Annotated in this window: 24 protein-coding genes; 7 read left to right on the top strand and 17 right to left on the bottom strand. The window is 74.3% G+C overall.

All coding sequences use genetic code 11. The features are described from left to right. Positions 1-6: 6 nt before the first annotated feature. Positions 7-255: a hypothetical protein gene (locus tag Sya03_RS10690; RefSeq protein ID WP_203938067.1), complete on the bottom strand. Its 249-nt coding sequence runs from the start codon at positions 253-255 to the stop codon at positions 7-9. Between the two features lie 85 nt (positions 256-340). Next, positions 341-994, bottom strand: a complete 654-nt coding sequence (locus Sya03_RS10695) for a hypothetical protein (protein WP_203938068.1) — start codon at positions 992-994, stop codon at positions 341-343. Between the two features lie 103 nt (positions 995-1,097). Here Sya03_RS10695 and Sya03_RS10700 point away from each other — a divergent pair, with 103 nt between their 5' ends. Both Sya03_RS10700 and Sya03_RS10705 read left to right on the top strand, forming a co-directional pair. Continuing rightward, a complete protein-coding gene (locus tag Sya03_RS10700) occupies positions 1,098-1,508 on the top strand; it encodes a PaaI family thioesterase (protein ID WP_203938069.1) in 411 nt (136 codons plus the stop codon). Positions 1,509-1,550: 42 nt separating this feature from the next. Then, the gene (locus Sya03_RS10705; protein WP_203938070.1) at positions 1,551-1,943 is read left to right on the top strand and encodes a hypothetical protein; all 393 of its coding nucleotides are present in this window, start codon (positions 1,551-1,553) and stop codon (positions 1,941-1,943) included. A gap of 4 nt (positions 1,944-1,947) precedes the next feature. Here Sya03_RS10705 and Sya03_RS10710 read toward each other — a convergent pair whose 3' ends face one another. From Sya03_RS10710 to Sya03_RS10720, 3 genes are all read right to left on the bottom strand, one after another. Then, the gene (locus tag Sya03_RS10710; RefSeq protein WP_370871931.1) at positions 1,948-2,418 is read right to left on the bottom strand and encodes an SRPBCC family protein; all 471 of its coding nucleotides are present in this window, start codon (positions 2,416-2,418) and stop codon (positions 1,948-1,950) included. Between the two features lie 81 nt (positions 2,419-2,499). Continuing rightward, positions 2,500-2,799, bottom strand: coding sequence for a hypothetical protein (locus Sya03_RS10715; RefSeq protein WP_239107312.1), 300 nt, complete (start codon positions 2,797-2,799; stop codon positions 2,500-2,502). A gap of 114 nt (positions 2,800-2,913) precedes the next feature. Continuing rightward, on the bottom strand, positions 2,914-4,353 hold the full coding sequence (locus Sya03_RS10720) for a cellulose binding domain-containing protein (RefSeq protein ID WP_203938073.1): 1,440 nt from the start codon (positions 4,351-4,353) through the stop codon (positions 2,914-2,916). A 190-nt stretch (positions 4,354-4,543) separates the two neighbouring features. Between Sya03_RS10720 and Sya03_RS10725 the strand changes: the two genes are divergently transcribed. After that, entirely contained in the window at positions 4,544-6,169 is a 1,626-nt protein-coding gene (locus tag Sya03_RS10725) for a serine/threonine protein kinase (RefSeq protein ID WP_306890179.1), read from the top strand. Here the strand turns inward: Sya03_RS10725 and Sya03_RS10730 are convergent, their stop codons facing one another. The 7 genes from Sya03_RS10730 to Sya03_RS10760 form a co-directional block, all read right to left on the bottom strand. Beyond that, complete coding sequence (locus Sya03_RS10730; RefSeq protein ID WP_203938074.1) at positions 6,170-7,090, bottom strand: SGNH/GDSL hydrolase family protein; 921 nt, start codon at positions 7,088-7,090, stop codon at positions 6,170-6,172. 151 nt (positions 7,091-7,241) lie between these two features. Continuing rightward, positions 7,242-8,189 carry a hypothetical protein gene (locus tag Sya03_RS10735; protein WP_203938075.1) on the bottom strand — a complete coding sequence of 316 codons (948 nt, stop codon included), beginning with the start codon at positions 8,187-8,189 and terminating at the stop codon, positions 7,242-7,244. Further along, positions 8,186-8,500: a hypothetical protein gene (locus tag Sya03_RS10740; RefSeq protein ID WP_203938076.1), complete on the bottom strand. Its 315-nt coding sequence runs from the start codon at positions 8,498-8,500 to the stop codon at positions 8,186-8,188. The genes Sya03_RS10735 and Sya03_RS10740 overlap by 4 nt, the downstream gene beginning before the upstream one ends. 36 nt (positions 8,501-8,536) lie before the next feature. After that, positions 8,537-8,944, bottom strand: coding sequence for an arsenate reductase ArsC (locus Sya03_RS10745; protein WP_203938077.1), 408 nt, complete (start codon positions 8,942-8,944; stop codon positions 8,537-8,539). A gap of 9 nt (positions 8,945-8,953) precedes the next feature. Continuing rightward, positions 8,954-9,547 carry an arsenate-mycothiol transferase ArsC gene (locus Sya03_RS10750; RefSeq protein ID WP_203938078.1) on the bottom strand — a complete coding sequence of 198 codons (594 nt, stop codon included), beginning with the start codon at positions 9,545-9,547 and terminating at the stop codon, positions 8,954-8,956. Beyond that, positions 9,544-10,278, bottom strand: coding sequence for an aquaporin (locus Sya03_RS10755; protein WP_203938079.1), 735 nt, complete (start codon positions 10,276-10,278; stop codon positions 9,544-9,546). The genes Sya03_RS10750 and Sya03_RS10755 overlap by 4 nt, the downstream gene beginning before the upstream one ends. Next, on the bottom strand, positions 10,275-10,961 hold the full coding sequence (locus Sya03_RS10760; RefSeq protein ID WP_203938080.1) for an arsenate reductase/protein-tyrosine-phosphatase family protein: 687 nt from the start codon (positions 10,959-10,961) through the stop codon (positions 10,275-10,277). Before Sya03_RS10760 ends, Sya03_RS10755 begins: the two co-directional genes overlap by 4 nt. An 87-nt stretch (positions 10,962-11,048) precedes the next feature. Here Sya03_RS10760 and Sya03_RS10765 point away from each other — a divergent pair, with 87 nt between their 5' ends. After that, positions 11,049-11,615, top strand: a complete 567-nt coding sequence (locus tag Sya03_RS10765; protein WP_275411443.1) for a SigE family RNA polymerase sigma factor — start codon at positions 11,049-11,051, stop codon at positions 11,613-11,615. Beyond that, entirely contained in the window at positions 11,612-12,286 is a 675-nt protein-coding gene (locus Sya03_RS10770; RefSeq protein ID WP_203938082.1) for a hypothetical protein, read from the top strand. The genes Sya03_RS10765 and Sya03_RS10770 overlap by 4 nt, the downstream gene beginning before the upstream one ends. Before the next feature lie 59 nt (positions 12,287-12,345). On the opposite strand, the gene Sya03_RS10775 is transcribed toward Sya03_RS10770, so the two are convergent. The 4 genes from Sya03_RS10775 to Sya03_RS10790 all read right to left on the bottom strand — a co-directional run bounded on the left by Sya03_RS10775 (position 12,346) and on the right by Sya03_RS10790 (position 15,811). Then, positions 12,346-13,704 carry an OmpA family protein gene (locus Sya03_RS10775; protein ID WP_203938083.1) on the bottom strand — a complete coding sequence of 453 codons (1,359 nt, stop codon included), beginning with the start codon at positions 13,702-13,704 and terminating at the stop codon, positions 12,346-12,348. A 181-nt stretch (positions 13,705-13,885) separates the two neighbouring features. Then, the gene (locus Sya03_RS10780; RefSeq protein WP_203938084.1) at positions 13,886-14,497 is read right to left on the bottom strand and encodes a hypothetical protein; all 612 of its coding nucleotides are present in this window, start codon (positions 14,495-14,497) and stop codon (positions 13,886-13,888) included. Then, positions 14,494-14,742 (bottom strand): hypothetical protein, encoded by a 249-nt coding sequence (locus Sya03_RS10785; RefSeq protein WP_203938085.1) that lies wholly within the window; start codon positions 14,740-14,742, stop codon positions 14,494-14,496. The genes Sya03_RS10780 and Sya03_RS10785 overlap by 4 nt, the downstream gene beginning before the upstream one ends. A gap of 85 nt (positions 14,743-14,827) precedes the next feature. Then, positions 14,828-15,811: a hypothetical protein gene (locus Sya03_RS10790; protein ID WP_203938086.1), complete on the bottom strand. Its 984-nt coding sequence runs from the start codon at positions 15,809-15,811 to the stop codon at positions 14,828-14,830. A 116-nt stretch (positions 15,812-15,927) separates the two neighbouring features. On the opposite strand from Sya03_RS10790, the gene Sya03_RS10795 reads away from it, so the two are divergent. After that, the gene (locus tag Sya03_RS10795; protein ID WP_203938087.1) at positions 15,928-16,218 is read left to right on the top strand and encodes a hypothetical protein; all 291 of its coding nucleotides are present in this window, start codon (positions 15,928-15,930) and stop codon (positions 16,216-16,218) included. Positions 16,219-16,284: 66 nt separating this feature from the next. Here the strand turns inward: Sya03_RS10795 and Sya03_RS10800 are convergent, their stop codons facing one another. Beyond that, positions 16,285-16,722 (bottom strand): hypothetical protein, encoded by a 438-nt coding sequence (locus tag Sya03_RS10800; protein ID WP_203938088.1) that lies wholly within the window; start codon positions 16,720-16,722, stop codon positions 16,285-16,287. Between the two features lie 10 nt (positions 16,723-16,732). On the opposite strand from Sya03_RS10800, the gene Sya03_RS10805 reads away from it, so the two are divergent. Next, the coding region (locus tag Sya03_RS10805; RefSeq protein ID WP_203938089.1) for a hypothetical protein at positions 16,733-17,069 on the top strand (337 nt) is incomplete at its 3' end.

Here is a 17,069-nt window from a genome sequence, read left to right on the forward strand (position 1 = left end):
CGGGGCTCAGATGACCGGCGGGACGCCGCCGTCGCCGTCGACGACCTGGTCGGGCGTGCCGTCCTGGTTGCTGTCGACCATCGTCATGTCGACGATGCCGTCGCCGTCGGTGTCGAACTGGAACAGGTCGGCCTTGCCGTCGCCGTCGGTGTCGGCGACCCAGACATCGGGCTTGCCGTCGCCGTTGGTGTCGGCGGCGAGCAGGTCGACGCGGTCGTCGCCGCGGGTCTCGACGGTGTCCTGCGAGTCGGTCATCCGGTCCCTCCCCAGGGTGTGCGGGCCTCACCATACCCACCACCGGCCCGGGCCACCCCCTCCTGCGGCCCGGGCCGGTGACCGGTCAGGCCGCCACGTACGGGTCGTGGGCGGTGTCCAGCGAGGTGACGTCGTAGCGGCCGTCGTGGTCGCGGTCGGCCGCGGTCACGTCGATCGTGCCGTCGCCGTCCAGGTCGGAGCGCAGGTGGTCCATGCGGCCGTCGTCGTCGGTGTCGCGCAGCCAGGTGTCGGTGGCGCCGTCGAAGTCGGCGTCCATGCTGACCGACTCCAGGGTGCCGTCGCCGTCGGTGTCCTGGGCGAACACGTCGACCCGGCCGTCGCCGTTCGTGTCGGCGGTGACCTGGTCCGGGTGGCCGTCGTGGTCGGCGTCCCACACGGCGCGGTCGAAGACGCCGTCGCCGTCGGAGTCGATCTCGGTGCCCTCGGGGCGGCCGTCGCCGTCGCTGTCGTACTCGACCAGCTCCGCGTCGCCGTCGCCGTCCAGGTCGTGGAACGTCTCGACCGAGCCGTCATCGAGGCGGATGACGTGCTCCTCGGGGCGGTGCAGCCCGTCGAGCACGGCGAACGGGTCGTCGCCCCGGTCGGGCTCGTCGGGGTTGTCGATCGGCATCCCGTGCCAGCCGCTGCCGTGGTCGTCCAGGTTCTCCGGGGCGGGGCAGTGCTCGCCGAAGCCCTCGTCCGAGGCGGGCGGCATGTCGTCGAACAGAACCTCGCTCATGGTGTCCTCCGGTCGGAAGCGGTGATGCGGACCACGCTAGGGGCGGCCGGGCGCCCGCGAATCACGGAAACGTGCCACCGCCGGGACCGGTAGCGTGGCGCGGATGAACGCGGTCGAACACCTCGCGGCGTCCTTCGGCGGGCCGGGCGCCCTCGCCGAGCGGATGGGCATCACCCTGACCGAGGCGTCGCCCGACCGGGTGGTCGGCACGATGCCCGTGGCGGGCAACACACAGCCGTACGGGCTGCTGCACGGCGGCGCGTCCTGCGTGCTGGCCGAGACGCTCGGCTCGGTGGGCGCCGCGCTGCACGGCGGCACCGTCGGCAAGCCGGCCGCGGTGGGCGTCGACATCAACGCCACCCACCACCGTGGCCTGCGCGAAGGCACCGTCACGGGCGTCGCGACGCCGGTGCACCGGGGCCGCACGGCCGCGACCTACGAGATCGTGATCAGCGACGACGCCGGGCGCCGGGTGTGCACCGCGCGGCTCACCTGCCTGCTGCGCGAGGCGTAGTCCGGCGAGCGCTCCTTGACGGTTGGACGTACCTTTTCTGACGTGACCGACGTTCCGCAGCACGCGTTCGAGGACGCGGCGCACGTTCTGCGGTGCGCGCTCTCCGGCGACAGCGACGCCGTGGTCGGCAGCCTCGACGAGGTCGTCGACCGGGCCGGCGTGGTCGGCGCGTGGGACGTCGCGTGGTGCCTGGCCGCCACGATGGTGGGGGAGAACCTGCCGCGCGGCGGCGGCTGGACGCTCGACTTCCCCGGCATCGACGACGCCCGGTACGACAAGCGCTGGGTGGCCCGGTTCGTCAGCGCGTACGTGAACGCGGACGTGCCCACGGGCGAGGCGCTGTTCGGGGCGGCGCTGGCCGACGGTCAGCTGCCCGACTGCCTGCTCGCGCTCGTCGGCTCGACGGTGGCCACGCTGCGCCACCGGGCGGCGTAGCGCCTCAGAACAGCCGCGCGTAGCGGTCCAGCAGCTCCTGCCAGCCGTCGGTCATGGCCCGCCAGTAGCCGGCGCCGTCCGGCCCGTGCCGGTGGAAGTGCCGGTGCTCCAGGTCGACGACGGTGGTGCCGTGCGGGCCCTCGTGGAAGTGCACCTCGACCTCGCTGGCCCGCGCCGGGTCGGGCTGCGGGACGCGGTCGGGGTCGATCTGCCAGCTGAACACGAGCCGGCCCGGGGGCTCCCACACGAGCACCCGGCCCCAGTCGAGGCGGAAGCCGTGCGGGCCGATCTCGTACGCCTTGCCGCCGAGCTCGGGCTCGATGCCGATGGTCTGCAGCCCGCCGGGCCCGGACCAGGTGAACTCCCGCACCCACCAGGAGTCGAGGCGCTCGGTGAACCCGGTGAAGGCCTCCGCGGCCCCGGCCGCCACCGACACGGAGACGCGCAACGACAGATCGGTGTTGGTCTCCCGCATAGAGCGGACCATACCGGGCGTTTCGCCGCCCCGCATCACAAGATCGTGGTGGCGTGACCGCGAAGCGTGGTCTCTGCCCGTTCAGGCAGTTTCGGCCCTGTTGAGGTAGAGCGCCTTGGCGTACTGGGCGGCGGCCGCCTCCTGGTACATCGTGGCCTGGGACATGTACCAGTTGTTGTTCGACAGCGCCTTCTTCGCCTGCGTCGTGCCGGCCCAGCGGATGTCGGCGTCGGCCTGGGTGAGGCCGCGCTGCTTGAACTGCCGGCGGGTGAGCATCTTGCCGCTGCGGAAGTCCTCGGCGGCCTCCTCGGCCAGCTTCATCGCCTCGAAGCCCTTGGCGCTCAACTCCTCCGCCAGCGTGTACGCCGCCTTCTCTTCCACACTCCTGAACTTCGGCACGCCGTTCCTCCCGCGTCGACCCTCAGAGGGATATACGGCACCCGATGCGTCGCCGTCGAGCCATAACGGCTGGTGGGAAAACCGGCAAAGCCGTCCTCAGCGCGCGAACCCGGCCACGATCTTGCTGAAGTCGAGCGGCTGCTGCGGGATGTTCGTGCACTGGAACAGGGCGCCGGTGCAGGCGTTGCGGTCGCGGTTGAGCTCCCAGAACGACACCATGCCGACGCCGTTGCCGCGGGCGAAGGCGACGAGGTCGCGGGCGTCGTCGAGGCCGAAGGTGCCCTGGTCGTCGTTGCGGCCGAGCATCGGGGTCACGCCGACCATCGCGTACGCCCGCGCCTCGCCGACGCCGAAGACGGTGCGGATCTGGTCCTTCGTCGACTCGACGGCCTGGATGGCCAGGTCGCCGTAGTCCTGGGCGGCCCGGCCGTAGTCCATCGCCATGATGTTGACCAGGTCGACGGCCACGCCGGCGTCCTTCGCCGAGCGCAGCACGTTCACGCCGTCGGCGGTGAGGCCTTCGGGCAGCACCGGCAGGGTGAGCGAGACCGTCAGGCCCGGGTTGGACCGCTGCAGGGCGGCGAGCGCCCGCGACCGGCGGTCGATGCCGGCCCGGTCGGCGACGGCGGCGCCCTCGATGTCGAGGTCGATGGCGGTCAGGTCGTACGCGTCGACCACCGCCTGGTACTCGGCCACCAGGGCCGCCTCGTTCGTGCAGGCGGTCGCCAACTCGACGCCGGTCGCGCCGCCGAACGAGACCTTCACGTCGCCCCCGGCGGCGCGCAGCGCGTCGATCTGGTCGCGGAACGGGGCCTGCCGCGGGTCGAACGCGCCGAACCAGCTGGCCCGGCAGCCGGCGCCGGTGACGAAGGCGAGCGAGAACCCGTTGATGCCGGTGTCGCGGGCGAGCTGGGCGAGCGTCGGCGACCCGGGGTTCGAGAGCAGGCCCATGTCGATGTACGGGGCGACGGGCAGGTCGCGGCCCGGCCCGGGCCCGTCGTCGTCGGCGGGCGGGGTGGTGGGGACGGGCGCGGTGGTGGGCGGGACCGTCGTGGGTGCCGAGGTCGGGGTTGTGGTCGGGGCCGTGGTCGGGGCCGTGGTCGGGGCCGTGGTCGGGGCCGTGGTGGAGGGCGCGCAGGGGGCGCCGTTGATCGTGCACGTCGTCAGGCCGCCGTCGCCGGTGGCGAGGAAGCCGAACGTGACCGACGCGCCCGGGGCGACCGTGGCGTTGTAGCCGCGGTCGTCGGCCACGGCGACGCCGCCCGACGTGCTGATCAGCGAGTCCCAGAAGTTGCCGACCGTCGTGCCGTCGCCGAGGCCGAACCGCACCTGCCAGCCGGTGACCGGCGCGCCGCCCGGGTTGGTGATCGTGAAGCGGCCCTGGAAGCCGCCCGCCCACTCGGCGTCCTTCGTGAACGCGGCGCGCAGCGCGGGCGCGTCCGGCCCCGTCGCGGCCACCGCGGCGGCCACCCCGCCGCCCGTGGCGAGCAGCAATGCGCCCAGGTAGACGGACAGGCGAAGGCGACGGCGGGACATGCGCGGCTCCAGGGCTCGGGGATGCGGAGTGGCAACTGTCGCTCGGTCGCGCTTAGTGACCACTTACCGATCGTTCACGTTTGCCTTAAGCCCGGCGGGCGGCGCCGGGTTCGCCGCGGCGGGACGGACATGTCGGTTGCGCCCCGTGACCGGCCCGGTGCCCGAACCCTCCCGTGCCGGGTGCCCGATCGTGCCTCTGAGCGGCCAGAACATCGCCCAGCGCACATCCGCGCGGCCGTGTCCGCCGTACTACAGCCGGTACACGTTCCTGGGGGGCCTGATGAACGTCAACGACATCGACCGTGCCGCGCCGCTGCGCCGGGCCGATCCGCGCGAGCTCGGCGGTTACCGTCTGCTCGGCCGCCTCGGCTCGGGCGGCATGGGGATCGTCTACCTCGCGCGCGACCCGGCGGGCACGCTCGTCGCGGTCAAGATGGTGCATTCCGTGCTCGCCGGGGACGACGAGTTCCGCCGCCGGTTCCGCGGGGAGGTGCAGCGGGCCCGGCAGGTGCCGCCGTTCTGCACCGCCGAGGTCCTCGACGCCGACCCCGACCACGAGCCCCCGTACCTGGTGGTGGAGTACGTCGACGGGCCCAGCCTCGGCGAGGCCGTCGAACGCGGCGGCCCGCTCACCCCCGCCAACGTGCACGCCGTGGCGATCGGGGTGGCGTCGGCGCTCACCGCGATCCACGGGGCCGGGGTCATCCACCGCGACCTCAAGCCGCGCAACGTGCTGCTCGCCCCCGGCAGCCCCAAGGTGATCGACTTCGGCATCGCCCGCGCGTTCGAGGGGGCCAGCCAGTACACCCGCACCGGGCAGATGGTGGGCACGCTCGCGTACATGGCGCCCGAGCGCTTCGACGACAGCCTGGGCGCGGCGGTCAGCCCCGCCGCCGACGTGTTCGCGTGGGGCGCCGTGGTGACGTACGCGGCGACGGGCCGCACCCCGTTCGAGGGCGGCTCGCCGACGGTGCTGGCCACCCGCATCCTCACCGAGCCGCCGGACCTGGCCGGGCTGCCCGCCCCGCTCGGGATGCTGGTGCGGCACGCGCTGGAGAAGCACCCCGCGGACCGGCCGACGGCCCGCGAGTTGCTGGACCTGCTGCTCGACACGGGCGCGCAGCGCTCCGCGCTGGCGATCCCCCCGCCGGTCCCGCCGTTCGCGGTACCCGCGGCCGCGCCCGCCCCGCTGTACGCCGACGGCGGCCGGCAGGGCGTCGCCCCGCCGCCGCGGCACCGCCCGCCGCGGCGCGGCGGCAGCGGCGGCCGGCGCACCGTGCTCGTGCAGGCGCTGGCCCTGGCCCTGCTCGTCGCCGGACTGGTCGGCGGCGGCCTCGCGCTGCGGCACGACGCCGGCGCGGGCGCCGAGCAGGCGGCGCCCCCCTCGGCGCCCCCGTCGCCCCGCCCGGCCGCCGCGCCCGCCCGGCCCGCCCCCGGGCCCGTCGGCAGCGCGACCAGCGACCTGTGCCTCGACGTCTTCAACTCGCAGACCACCGACGGCACGCCCGTGCAGATGTGGGACTGCAACGGAGGGGCGAACCAGGAGTGGACGTGGGCGGCCGACGGCACCCTGCGCTCGCTCGACCGGTGCCTGACCGTCGGCGGCGGCGCCGGGTCCGACGGCGCGCCCGTGCGGCTGTCGGCCTGCGACGACTCGGCGCGGCAGCAGTGGCGGTTCACCGCCGGGCAGGACATCGTCAACCCCGAGGCCGACAAGTGCCTCGACATCGTTGACCGGTCGACCGAACCGGGCGCCCGGGTGCAGCTGTGGGCGTGCGGCGGCACCGCGAACCAGAAGTGGCGGCCCGCCACCTGATCAGGTCAGCGACCAGCGGGTGACGTAGCGGATCTTGCGCTTGTGCTTGCCGTACGCCACGGCCACCACGCGCGGGGTCTGCCACGCCTTCGCCGCCGTCGCCGGGACCGCCCGGGCGCCGGTCGCCAGGGCGCGGTGGTACCACCAGCGGCACTCGGTGACGCCCGCCGTCCAGCGGCAGATCCACGCCTTCGTCCAGGTGTACGGACTGGTCACCGCCGGCCACGGCCCGAGCACCTTCGACATCGCGGAGTAGAGGTTGTGCGCCATCTTGGCGTAGCCGAACTCGTTGGGGTGCACCATGTCGAACAGGTTGATGCCCCGGATCCCCGACTGGTCGACGAGGTGCACCTGGGCGTCCTTGCCGGCGAGGACGGCGGGCAGCTGCGCGTTGTAGTCGTCGATGAGCGCCTGCAGCCACGGCTTGCGCGAACCCACGATGCGCTGCACGAAGATCTCCGCCGTCGGGCGGGCTGCCCGGATCTGGTCGACGAGGTCGGACAGGCGCTGCGGGGCGGCGGCCACGTCGTCGCGCACCGCCATGTCGTTCGTGCCGAGGTGCAGCAGCACCACGTCCGGCTGGTACGTGTCCAGCCAGCCGGTCAGCTCGGCGGCGATGCGGCGGATCGTCCAGCCGCCGTGGCCCTCGTTGTCGGTGTCCGGCCCGGAGCCGGACCGCTGGGAGCCCACGAAGTCGGCGTCGACGCCGGCCGCGGCCAGCTGCCGCTGCAGGTCCGTGCGGTAGGAGCTGCGCGTCTTCGAGCCCAGCCCGTACGTCACCGAGTCGCCCAGCGGCATGATCCGCACCGGCTCAGGGGTCACGGGCGCCGCCTGCGCGACCCCGTCGGCGCCGCGGGTCGCCACGCCGAAGGCGCCGGCCAGCGCGGCCGCCACCGCCGTCGCGACGAGCTTCCTCAGCATCCGTACCCCCACGTCCGCGCCACCGTCGCCGTCCCATCGGCGGGCGGCCCGACGAGCGTGAGGGCGGTCGGGTGCCGGGCGGGGGTTTCCCGGTTGCCGGAACGGTCGTGCAGCCGACGCTAACGGATGCCGGTGGTCCGGAACGTGAAGATCAGTCGGAAGGTGGAACCTCGTCCACGGCCAGCCGGGCGGCCAGCGCCCGGCGCTGCTCGTCGCTCAGGTTCGCCCGCACGATCCGTTCCAGCTGGTCGCCCGTCAGCAGCGGCAGCAGCGCCGCCGCCAGCGCCTGCTCGTCCACGGCGTCGTCCTGCGCGGCGGCCACCGCCGCCAGCACCGCCGCCGTGCGCTGGTCCGCCCGGGTCGGCTGGGTGCGCGCCCAGCCGCCCATCCGGAACGTGCGGGTGCCCTGCGGGTTCTCCGGCGAGATGGTCTGCGGGTCGTTCTCCCGGTGGTTCCAGGCGCCCGTGCCGAGGGCGGCCTGGCCGGCAGTGCTGCGCAGCGCCTTCACGACGGCCGCGATCAGCTCGGCCTCGGTCATCTCGTCCTCCTGCTCCAGCCACGCGGCGTGGCTCTGTCCGGTGACGATCGACAGGACGGCCCGCGCGGCCTTCCACGCCTCGTCGGAGTCGCGCGCCGTGTCCACGTACGCGCGGGGCTGGTCGGTGTGCTCGTGCCACCGGTGGTCGGCGGTGGCCGTGCCGGCCGTGCCCGCCACGAAGTCGTAGCGCACCGCCGCGCCGGAACCGTCCCAGCAGTTCACGGCGTTGACGTAGCGGGTGCGGGTGTCGCTCGCCCGGGCCAGCCACACCGCCCGCACCCGGCCGTGCAGCCGCACCATGTCGGCGCGCGACAGCGAGATGTCGTGCGCGGCGGCCAGCCGGCGCCCCGCCGCCGTCACGGGCGGCGACCGGTCCAGCGCGCGCCGGTTCGAGTAGTCGCCGCCGTTGCCGTTGCGCGCCAGGTCCTCGATGGACACGTGGTAGCCGCCGCTGCGCAGGTGGTCGGCGTTCGGCACGATGCCGGACAGCACCGCGCTGTCGTAGTGCCGGATGATCTGCTGCGCCAGCCACCGCGTCGGTTCCGGCGCCAGCGTCGTCACCGCCGCTCACCCACCCACGGCGCGGCCGTCACGTCGTAGAAGCCCTCCATGGCGGCGCGCACCGCGCTGTGCCGGGGCGCGGGCGGCGGGTCCAGGTCGGCCGGGTCACCCTCCAGTGGGCGCCGTTCCCGCAGCCGGAAGACGCCGGTCTCGTCGTCGGCGTCCAGCAGCCACACCGTCGCGGCGGGACGGTCCACGAGCAGCACCCCGATCGCGCCGAACGCCCGCCGGCGCGGCAGGCTCAGCCCGGCCAGGTCCGGGTCGTCGCCGACGACGGGGTACAGCGGCGAGGCGGGTTCGGCGTCGGTCACGCCGTCCGGGTTACCCGGTGCGGAGATCGTTAAGGGTCAGCGGGCGGGGAGCAGGTCCGCCAGCAGGTCCTCGATGCGGCGGCGGATCTCGTCGCGGATCGGGCGCACCGCGTCGACGCCCTGGCCGGCGGGGTCGTCGAGCTTCCAGTCCTCGTACCGCTTGCCGGGGAAGTACGGGCACGCGTCGCCGCAGCCCATCGTGACGACGACGTCGGAGGACTCGACGGCGGCGTACTCGAGCAGCTTGGGCCGCTGGTCGGTGATGTCGATGCCGACCTCGCGCATGGCCTCGACGGCGGCGGGGTTGATCGTCTCGGCGGGCGCGGAACCGGCGGAGCGCACCTCGACCCGGTCCCCGGCGAGGTGGCGCAGCCAGCCGGCGGCCATTTGCGAGCGGCCGGCGTTGTGGACGCAGACGAACAGGACGGAGGGCTTCTCGGGCATCGGGCTTCCTCAGTGGTGGGTGGTGAGTTCGGTGAGCAGGGCCCGCACGCGGCGGTCGATGTCGTCGCGCACGGCGCGGACGCCGTCGAGGTCGCTGCCGGGCGGGTGCGGCAGGTCCCACACCTCGTAGCGCGGGCCGGGCAGCCGCGGGACGGCGTCACCGCCGCCGGCGATGACGACGACGTCGGCGGCGCGCAGGATGTCGCCGGTGACCGGCTTCGGGTAGGCGTCGTCGAGGCCGACGCCGACCTCGGCGAGCACGGCCGCCGCGGCGGCCGACGGGGCCGGGTCCGGCCGCGACCCGGCCGACTGCGCCCGGACCGCGCCGGCCGCGTGGTGGGTCATGAGGGCGGCGGCCAGCTGCGAGCGCCCGGCGTTGTGGACGCAGACGAACAGCACCTGGGGTACGTCCTTCGGCAGCCGCCCGGTGAGCTGCGCGAGCGCGGTGAGCCGGTCGGCGGCGAACCGCTCGGCCAGCTGCGGCAGCCGCGGGTCGGCGTGCGCGGTGCGGTGCAGGTCCACATAGGAGTCGTCGAGGCACCGCCGGACCGTCGCCGGGTCGAGCACGCCGTCGAAGCGGCCGGCCAGCGGCGGGGCGGTCATCGCCGGCTCCCGGCGGCGTCGCCCTGCGGCACGACGGCGTCGCCCGCGGCGGCCCCGGCCGTGGGGTACAGGGCGGCGACCAGCGCGACGCCGACGACGAGGCCGGCGAGCTGCGCGGCGACGAACCCGGGCGCGGACGCGGGTGCGATGCCGGCGAACGTGTCGGTGAACACCCGCCCGACCGTGACGGCCGGGTTGGCGAAGCTGGTGGACGAGGTGAACCAGTACGCCGCCCCGATGTACGCGCCGACCGCGGCGGGGGCGGCGGCCGTCCGGCCGGACCGGACCAGCGCGAAGATCAGCAGGAGCAGGCCGGCGGTGGCGACGACCTCGCCCAGCCACAGGTGGCCGCCCGTGCGCTCGGTGCGGGAGATCGCCACCGGCGCCAGGTCGAACATGGCGTTGGCGAGCACGGCGCCGGCCATCGCGCCCAGCGTCTGCGCGGCGGCGTACCCGGCGAGGTCCCGGCCGGTCAGGCCGGTGCCGTGCCGGCGCCCGAGCCACCAGTCGGCGGCCGACACGACCGGGTTGAAGTGCGCCCCGGACACCGGGCCGAAGGTGAGGATCAGCGCGCCGAGGGCGAACGCCGTGGCGACCGAGTTCTGCAGCAGCTGCAGGCCGGTGTCGCCGGGCGACAGCGTGGCCGCCATGATGCCGGAGCCGACGACGGCCGTGACCAGCAGCGCGGTGCCGGCGAACTCGGCGAGCAACCGCCGCCAGGTGGTGGTCATGCGGCGTCTCCCTGCAGGGCGGGGGCGAGGCGGTCGATGCGCCCGGCCAGGTCGTCGTAGGCGGCCTCGAACGCGGCGTCGGTGCCGGCCCGGACCGGGTCGCGCACCGACCAGTGCAGCCGGGGGCGGACCGCGCCGCCGGTGAGGTCCTCGTGGGCGCTGTCGCAGACGGCGACGACCAGGTCGCCGTCGCCCACGACGTCGGCGACGTGCGCGGTGCCGGCGGGGTCGAGGCGCAGCCCGTGCCGGCGGGCGACGGCCACGGCCTGCGGGTGCACGCGCGGCGCCGGGTGGGTGCCCGCCGAGGCGGCGGGACGGTGGGTGCGGTCGGCCCACAGGGCGGCGGCCAGCTGCGAGCGGGCCGAGTTGTGGGTGCAGACGAACACGACGCGCGGGGCGTCGGGCAGCCGCGGCGGGCGCAGGCGCTGGAGCGTGCCGGGGCGCAGCCGCAGGTAGGTGCGCCGCCGGTCGGCCTCGGAGCGGGTGCGCTCCACCAGCCCGGCGTCGGCGAGCACCCGCACGTGGTGGGCCACGAGGTTGCTCGGCAGCCCCAGGTCGCGGCCGATCTCGCCGGGCGAGGCGTCGCCGAGGCAGAGCGTGTCGACGATGGCCAGGCGCGCCGGGTCGCCAAGGGCGGCGTGGATGCGCGCGCGGTCGGCGACCGGAGACAGTTCAGCGTCCATTGACTCAATGATGACTGACCCATGCGCCGGGAGGCAAGCCGGGTCCCGCTCATGCAACCCTGGTGGCCCGCCGATCGTCAGGGAGCTGTGAGGGTACGAGGAGGCTCGGGACACACCGGGCGAGACGAGCAGTTCCACGCATTCGTGGTGCACCGGCGGCCGCACCTGGTGCGGACGGCGACCCTGCTGACGGCAGGCGACCCGCACCTGGCGGAGGACCTGGTGCAGTCGACGCTGACCAAGCTGTACGTGTCGTGGCCGGCCGTGCAGAAGGCCGACAACCCCGACGGCTACGTCCGGCGGGTCCTGGTCAACGCGCTGACCGACGAGCGCCGCCGGATCTGGCGGCGGCGCGAGCGGTCGGTGGCCGAGCTGCCGGACACCGCGGGCGCCGAACCCGCCGGCGGCCCGGTCGCCGAGCCGCTGCGGCAGGCGCTGCGCGACCTCCCGCCGAAGATGCGCGCGGCCGTGGTGTTCCGCTACTTCTACGACCTCGACGTGGCGGACACGGCCCACGCCCTCGGCTGCTCCGAGGGCACCGTGAAGAGCCAGACCGCCCGCGCGCTGGACCGGCTGCGCGCCGCCCTCGACGACCGGCCGCCCGCCGCCGCCACCGCCCACAGCTTCCGTCTTCGCCCTGGAGTGACGTCATGACGAACCTGCGCGAACACCTCGACCTCATCGCCGGCCCCGCCGCCGAGCCGTCCGCCGCCGACGTGGACGCCGACATCGCCCGCGGCCGCCGCGCCCTGCGCCGCCGCCGCGTCGGGCAGACCCTGGCCGGGTCCGCCTTCGCCGTCGCGGCCGCCGTGGCCGCACTGTCCGTCGCCGCCGCCGGCGGCACCGTCACCCCGCCCGGCGACCGGCCGTCGGTGACCGCCCGGGGCGAGCTGCGGCTCGTCGCTTACCAGGGCGAACAGCCGAAGGGCTTCACCGTCGACACGGTGCCGGAGGGCTGGTTCATCCAGGGCGACGAGGACTTCAACCTGGTGCTGGCCCCGGTGCGGGCGCAGAACCCCGGCCCGGACGTGGACCCGTCGAAGGCGCCGATCTTCGACCCGCGCGACTACTCGGACAAGATCGCGATCTTCCTGGCGAACCGCGAGATCGAGCGGCCGAACGGCGGCACCCCCGTCACGGTGGGCGCCAAGAAGGGCGTGCTGACCTCGACCGGCGGCTCGTCCCGGACGCTGTGGGTGGAGCACTCCGCGCGGGCGTACCTGGTGGTGCAGTTCTGGCAGGACTTCGGCCTGAGCGAGGACCAGATGGTCGAGCTGGGCGCGGGCGTGCACGTCCACCCGGAGGCCGAGCGCTACGCGGGCTGACCGACCCCATGCGGAGGGGGCGGGCCCGCGGGCCCGCCCCCTTCGTCATGGTCCGCAGGTCAGCCGACGTAGATCTCGACCCGCCGGTTGGCCGCCTTGTTGCGGTCCGTGGTGTTCGGCAGCGCGGGCAGCGCCTCCCCGTGGCCGGTGTGCGTCGCCCGCAGCCCCGGGTACGCCCGGCGGAAGTAGTCGGCGACCTGGTCGGCCCGCTGCCGCGACAGCCGCTCGTTGAAGCTCGCCGAGCTGTCGCTGTCGGTGTGGCCGACCATCCGCGCGGTCGTGAACCCGTACGTCCGGGCCTGCCGTGCGACGTCCGCCAGCACCCGGCGGGCCGTCGCGTCGAGGACGAACTCGCCGCTGGGGAAGTAGACGACCGCGAGCAGCCGGTTCGTGGCCGCCGCCGGGGTGATCGACGCGCCGGTCGAGACCGACAGCGTGCCGCCGGCGCCGACGGCCGTGACCCGCAGGATGTCGCCCGGCGTGACGGCCGCGCCGTCGACGCGGCACGACTGGAGGGCCGCCCCGGGGACCGCCGCCACGGTGCAGACGCGGACGCCGTTCAGGTCGACGCGGTACCCCACCACCGAGGTGGTCGGCGAGACCCGCCACGTCAGCTGCGAGTCGACGCGGGTGGACAGGGTGCGCGACGTGGGCCGGCCGTCCACGTAGGACGGGGTGGCCAGCCGGCCGCGGACCTCCGGGTTGGCGACGATGCGTCCGGTGGCCGCCACGACCGCGGCGGGCCGGACGGTGATCCGCAGGGCCGTGGTGGCGGTCCCGGTGCCGTCGCTCACCGTCACCGGGACGGTGACGACGCCGCTGAACCGCACGTTCACCGCCACCCGCACCTGGGTCCCGGTCACCGTCGGCCGGACCAGCGTCGCCGCGCCGGCCGGCGCGGCCAGCGGCGGCCCCGAGGCGACCTGCGCGTACACCCGCCACCGGTGCCCGTCGATCTCCTCGACCACGGCCCCGGCGGCGCTGCGTACCGGCGCCGGCACGACCACCCCGGCCCGCGCCGCCGCCTCCTGGAACTGCGCGTTGTCCTCCCCGTCGGTCACCGGGTACACGTCGTCGACCGTCCGCGGCGCCCACCGCCCCCGCTCGGTCTCCAGCACCCACCGCCGGCCCATCTCGTCGGGCCGCGACACCGACCGCATCTCCCCGGCCACCGCGCCGAGGGCGAACCGCTCGGCGATCCGCCGGGCCAGCCCCGGGTCCGCGACGTCGGCCCGCCCCCGCCGGCGGTCCACCTCCGCCTTCAGGTCGGCCCACGTCCGGAACCCGTACTGGCCGGCCAGCGACGCCTGCGCCTCGGCGAGCGTCGCGGCGGGCGCGGAGTCGCGCAGGCCGGCGAGCAGGTCCTTCGCCTGGCGGCGAAGGTGATCGAGGCTGGGGTTGTCGGGCAGTGTCTTCATCGGAAACCTCGCTCCACGCCCGGACTCGCACGGGCGGACAGAGCGTCGGCATCCGTCGCCCAACCTGGCATCAGGCGGGCTGGCCTCAAGCCTTCCGGCGAGTCTCGGCGCGCACCCGAACGCGCGGCCCGAGCGTAACGGAGCCGGGCGCGCCCCTGTCAAGACCGCGCCGGGGACCCCGTCAAGCGGTGTCGGTGATGGTCAGAAGCGTGATCTCCGCGTTGGCGACGTCGATCAGCACGTCGGTCGAGTCGTGGACCGATCCCCAGAACCATCCGGCCCACGGCTGGTACGACCGGAAGACGCGGAAGTCGTCGTGGCGGTCACCGACCAGCGCGTCGACGAACGCCACGCCCAGCCGTTTCGCCTCGACCTTCGAAACGGGAACGTACCCCTCGTCCTCGTACGCGCCGCCGCCCGCGATCGTCGCCGCCAGCTCGCCGTCGAGGCTCAGCGTGCCCGGCCACGACATCGTGAACCCCAGGTCGTCGCCGAGCGTGTCGGGGATCCTGAGCTCGGGCAGCGCCGCGCGGACCCCCGGCGAGCCGAGGAACTGCGGGAAGAAGCCGATCATGGCGAAGCGGTTGCGCGCCGCGTACCACGCGACCACCTCGTCGAAATCCACGGCCCGGAACCGCGCGATCAGCGCACCGCCGTTGATGTGACTGCGGCCCAACGCCGCGATCACCGGCGCGACCCCGTGCTCCGGCAGCGCGGTCGGCTCGTAGCGCACCCGGTCCGGCTCGCGCCGGAGATCCAGCTCGCCGGGCGGCGATGAGGCGGCTTCGGTCATGCGCCAGGAGCGTCCCACAGGAAGACTGTAGGCGGCGGCCGCAGGGCCGTTACCAATACCGGCGGCCGTGTCCGCGACTCGACGTAGATCCAGATACCGCCGAGGACGGCCACGACCACCACCAGAACGATGCCGGCGAGCCGGAGAGGCCGCCGGCGGTCCTCCGCCTCCAGCCCGCGCAGGTGGTGCGCGAAGCGCCACACCACCACCCCGGCGAGAACGACGACCGCCGGCCCGAACGCCACAGCGGTCTCCACCGCACGGGCCGGCCACCCGGCGGCCGAGACGCTGACGAAGGCGACGCACGCCTTCTTCGTTGAGGAAGCGGTCCTAGAGCCGCTTGACGACGACCTTCCTGCCGGACGCCTTGACGGTGTACGCGACGGTCCTGCCGGTCCACGGGTTTGTGGCGCCGACCTTCACACCACCTCGCACATTCTTGATCTTGACCAGGGCGAACCCGGCATCACGGTTGCTGCCGGAGACCTCACGCTTGACGGCCTTGCGCAGCGACTCGACGTCGACGTTCCCGCCCTTCGCGGCACGCCTCGCGCGGGCCGCGCCCTCACGCGCGGTGGCCGAGATGATGCCCGCCATGGCGTAGTAATGGGCGCCGCGCGCCAGAGAGTCCACCGAGATGGTCTGCGCGGCGGTCGGCAGCGCGATCACCTGCGGGCCGTAACCGAAGGTGAGGACCGCTGCCACCTCGGGGTCGGTCACGTCGACCCGGGTGAGGACACCCGCCGCGTCGACAGCGAGCTGGACGGCCGAACCGTCGGCCGTGAAGGCGAAGTCGGCCGAGCCGTCGTCGTGCACGGTGCGGGTACCGGCGTGTGCGGCATCCTCGGTCAGCACCGTGAGCGGTGAGGGCCCGAAGAAGTCGTCGCCGTCGGACACGTCGACGCTCGTGTCGGCGCCGAACATGTAGCGGACGCCGGGGCGCTTCATCATCGTGACGACGGCCCGGGTCCGCGAGTCGGTGATGTAGTCGTAGGTGCCGCGGCCACCGGCGAACACCCTGGTGAACAGGTCGCCGTCGAACTCCAGCCGGGAGAGCCCGAGCCGGGTGGCGGCGTCCACGGCGTAGTGCGCGGACATGGCCATGCTGCCGCGCGTGATCGACATGTCGCTGCGCCAGCCGTCCGCGCTCGCGGCGCCGGTGGTCGTCCCCACCCCCGCGAGGGCGTTCTCCATCTCGCCGGCGGTCAGGCTGGTGACGACGTCGGCGGCGTAGGCGGCGCCGGGCGCGACGAGGACGCCGGCGGTCAGGCAGGCGGCGGTCGCCAGGGCGGCGAGGGTGCGGACCAGCGGCATGAGGAGGCTCCGGCGGGAATGGTCGTTCGGGGCGAGGCTCCTATCGGTCGCCCGGCCGTCGCCGTGAGGAACACGGCTGGGCCCCGGCGTTGCGCGCCATTCGTAGTGTCGGGCCGATGACGAATGACTCGCCCCTCGCCCGCCGCGACGTCCTCGAGGCGATCCTGGTTCTCCGCGCCGCCGGCATCACCGCCGAGCAGTACCGCGACGCGGACATGACCGAGCACTGGACCGTGGGCGGCGTGTCCGGCGAGTTCCCCGACAAGGATGCGGCGATCACCGCCGCCGGCACCAGGGCTGCGGAGTCCGGCGAAGACGCCGAGGTGCGGCGAAGCTACGGCTTCGCCCGTGACCGCGCCGAACTGGAGTACATCGTGAAGCCCGACCGGACGACATGGCTGCCCTGACGCCCGACGGCCGGCTGACGAGACGGAGACTCCGCTCGACCGCCTCGCCCTGCTCCAGGCCCTGTCCTAGTCACCGGGAGGCTCGCTGGGAGCCGGAGCGGGGGACCGGGAGCAGTAGTGCAAGGCCAGCCGCTGGAACGCGTCGTACTCGGGGAACTCCTGATACTGGCAGGTGACGGCGCCGACTGTCATCGAGGACCACCCCACGAACGTCCCGCGCACCTCCGGCCGGCAGCGCACCACGAAGTCCGCGGAGACCCGCTCCACCCCGTCGTAGATGAGTTCTTCGACGACCTCGCCAGGAGTGCCTCCGATGACGGAGCTGAAGGTGTCCGACGACGGCGACGGGGATGACGTATGCACCACGTCGCCCGAGTCGGCCTTGAGGGACTCGGCCAGCTCCGCTGGCCACGACGCGGGCGCAGCAACACCCACGACGGCCGGCACGAACGGCTGGTCGAGCACCACCGGCGGGGAGGGCTCCGTGCCGGTCGGCTCGGCCATGCCGGGCTCCATGACGTTCCAGTACCTGGTGACATGGGTCAACACCTGGTCGGTTCGCCGGTTCGACCAGTCGACGCCGTCACGGGCTGGGCTGCATCCGGCCGGCACCGGCACCGCTGAGACCCCCGACGGCGTCGCAGTCGGCCCGGCCGAGGGCCGCGCACATCCCCCGGACAGCAGGACGGCCAACACCGCCGCAGCACGACACATCCACGTTCCCGGTACCGCCATGCCTGCCATCGTGGGCGACGAAGCGGCTCCAGGCCGGTCGAACGGACAGCAAAACGCCCACCGTGCGTTTCCGCAGGTGGGCGGTGCTCAAAGCCCGGCGAAGGGTTTGGTGGCCA

It is taken from the genome of Spirilliplanes yamanashiensis (assembly GCF_016863475.1).
GTDB classification, from domain to species: Bacteria; Actinomycetota; Actinomycetes; order Mycobacteriales; family Micromonosporaceae; genus Spirilliplanes; species Spirilliplanes yamanashiensis.

Coding starts and splice junctions, on each gene's coding strand:
- Sya03_RS10700 (WP_203938069.1), top strand. CDS start 1,098: ATGAACGCGGTCGAACACCTCGCGGCGTCCTTCGGCGGGCCGGGCGCC.
- Sya03_RS10755 (WP_203938079.1), bottom strand. CDS start 10,278: ATGACCACCACCTGGCGGCGGTTGCTCGCCGAGTTCGCCGGCACCGCG.
- Sya03_RS10780 (WP_203938084.1), bottom strand. CDS start 14,497: ATGACCGAAGCCGCCTCATCGCCGCCCGGCGAGCTGGATCTCCGGCGC.
- Sya03_RS10800 (WP_203938088.1), bottom strand. CDS start 16,722: ATGGCCGAGCCGACCGGCACGGAGCCCTCCCCGCCGGTGGTGCTCGAC.
- Sya03_RS10710 (WP_370871931.1), bottom strand. CDS start 2,418: ATGCGGGAGACCAACACCGATCTGTCGTTGCGCGTCTCCGTGTCGGTG.
- Sya03_RS10770 (WP_203938082.1), top strand. CDS start 11,612: ATGACGAACCTGCGCGAACACCTCGACCTCATCGCCGGCCCCGCCGCC.
- Sya03_RS10690 (WP_203938067.1), bottom strand. CDS start 255: ATGACCGACTCGCAGGACACCGTCGAGACCCGCGGCGACGACCGCGTC.
- Sya03_RS10775 (WP_203938083.1), bottom strand. CDS start 13,704: ATGAAGACACTGCCCGACAACCCCAGCCTCGATCACCTTCGCCGCCAG.
- Sya03_RS10720 (WP_203938073.1), bottom strand. CDS start 4,353: ATGTCCCGCCGTCGCCTTCGCCTGTCCGTCTACCTGGGCGCATTGCTG.
- Sya03_RS10695 (WP_203938068.1), bottom strand. CDS start 994: ATGAGCGAGGTTCTGTTCGACGACATGCCGCCCGCCTCGGACGAGGGC.
- Sya03_RS10795 (WP_203938087.1), top strand. CDS start 15,928: ATGACGAATGACTCGCCCCTCGCCCGCCGCGACGTCCTCGAGGCGATC.
- Sya03_RS10760 (WP_203938080.1), bottom strand. CDS start 10,961: ATGGACGCTGAACTGTCTCCGGTCGCCGACCGCGCGCGCATCCACGCC.
- Sya03_RS10745 (WP_203938077.1), bottom strand. CDS start 8,944: ATGCCCGAGAAGCCCTCCGTCCTGTTCGTCTGCGTCCACAACGCCGGC.
- Sya03_RS10730 (WP_203938074.1), bottom strand. CDS start 7,090: ATGCTGAGGAAGCTCGTCGCGACGGCGGTGGCGGCCGCGCTGGCCGGC.
- Sya03_RS10750 (WP_203938078.1), bottom strand. CDS start 9,547: ATGACCGCCCCGCCGCTGGCCGGCCGCTTCGACGGCGTGCTCGACCCG.
- Sya03_RS10790 (WP_203938086.1), bottom strand. CDS start 15,811: ATGCCGCTGGTCCGCACCCTCGCCGCCCTGGCGACCGCCGCCTGCCTG.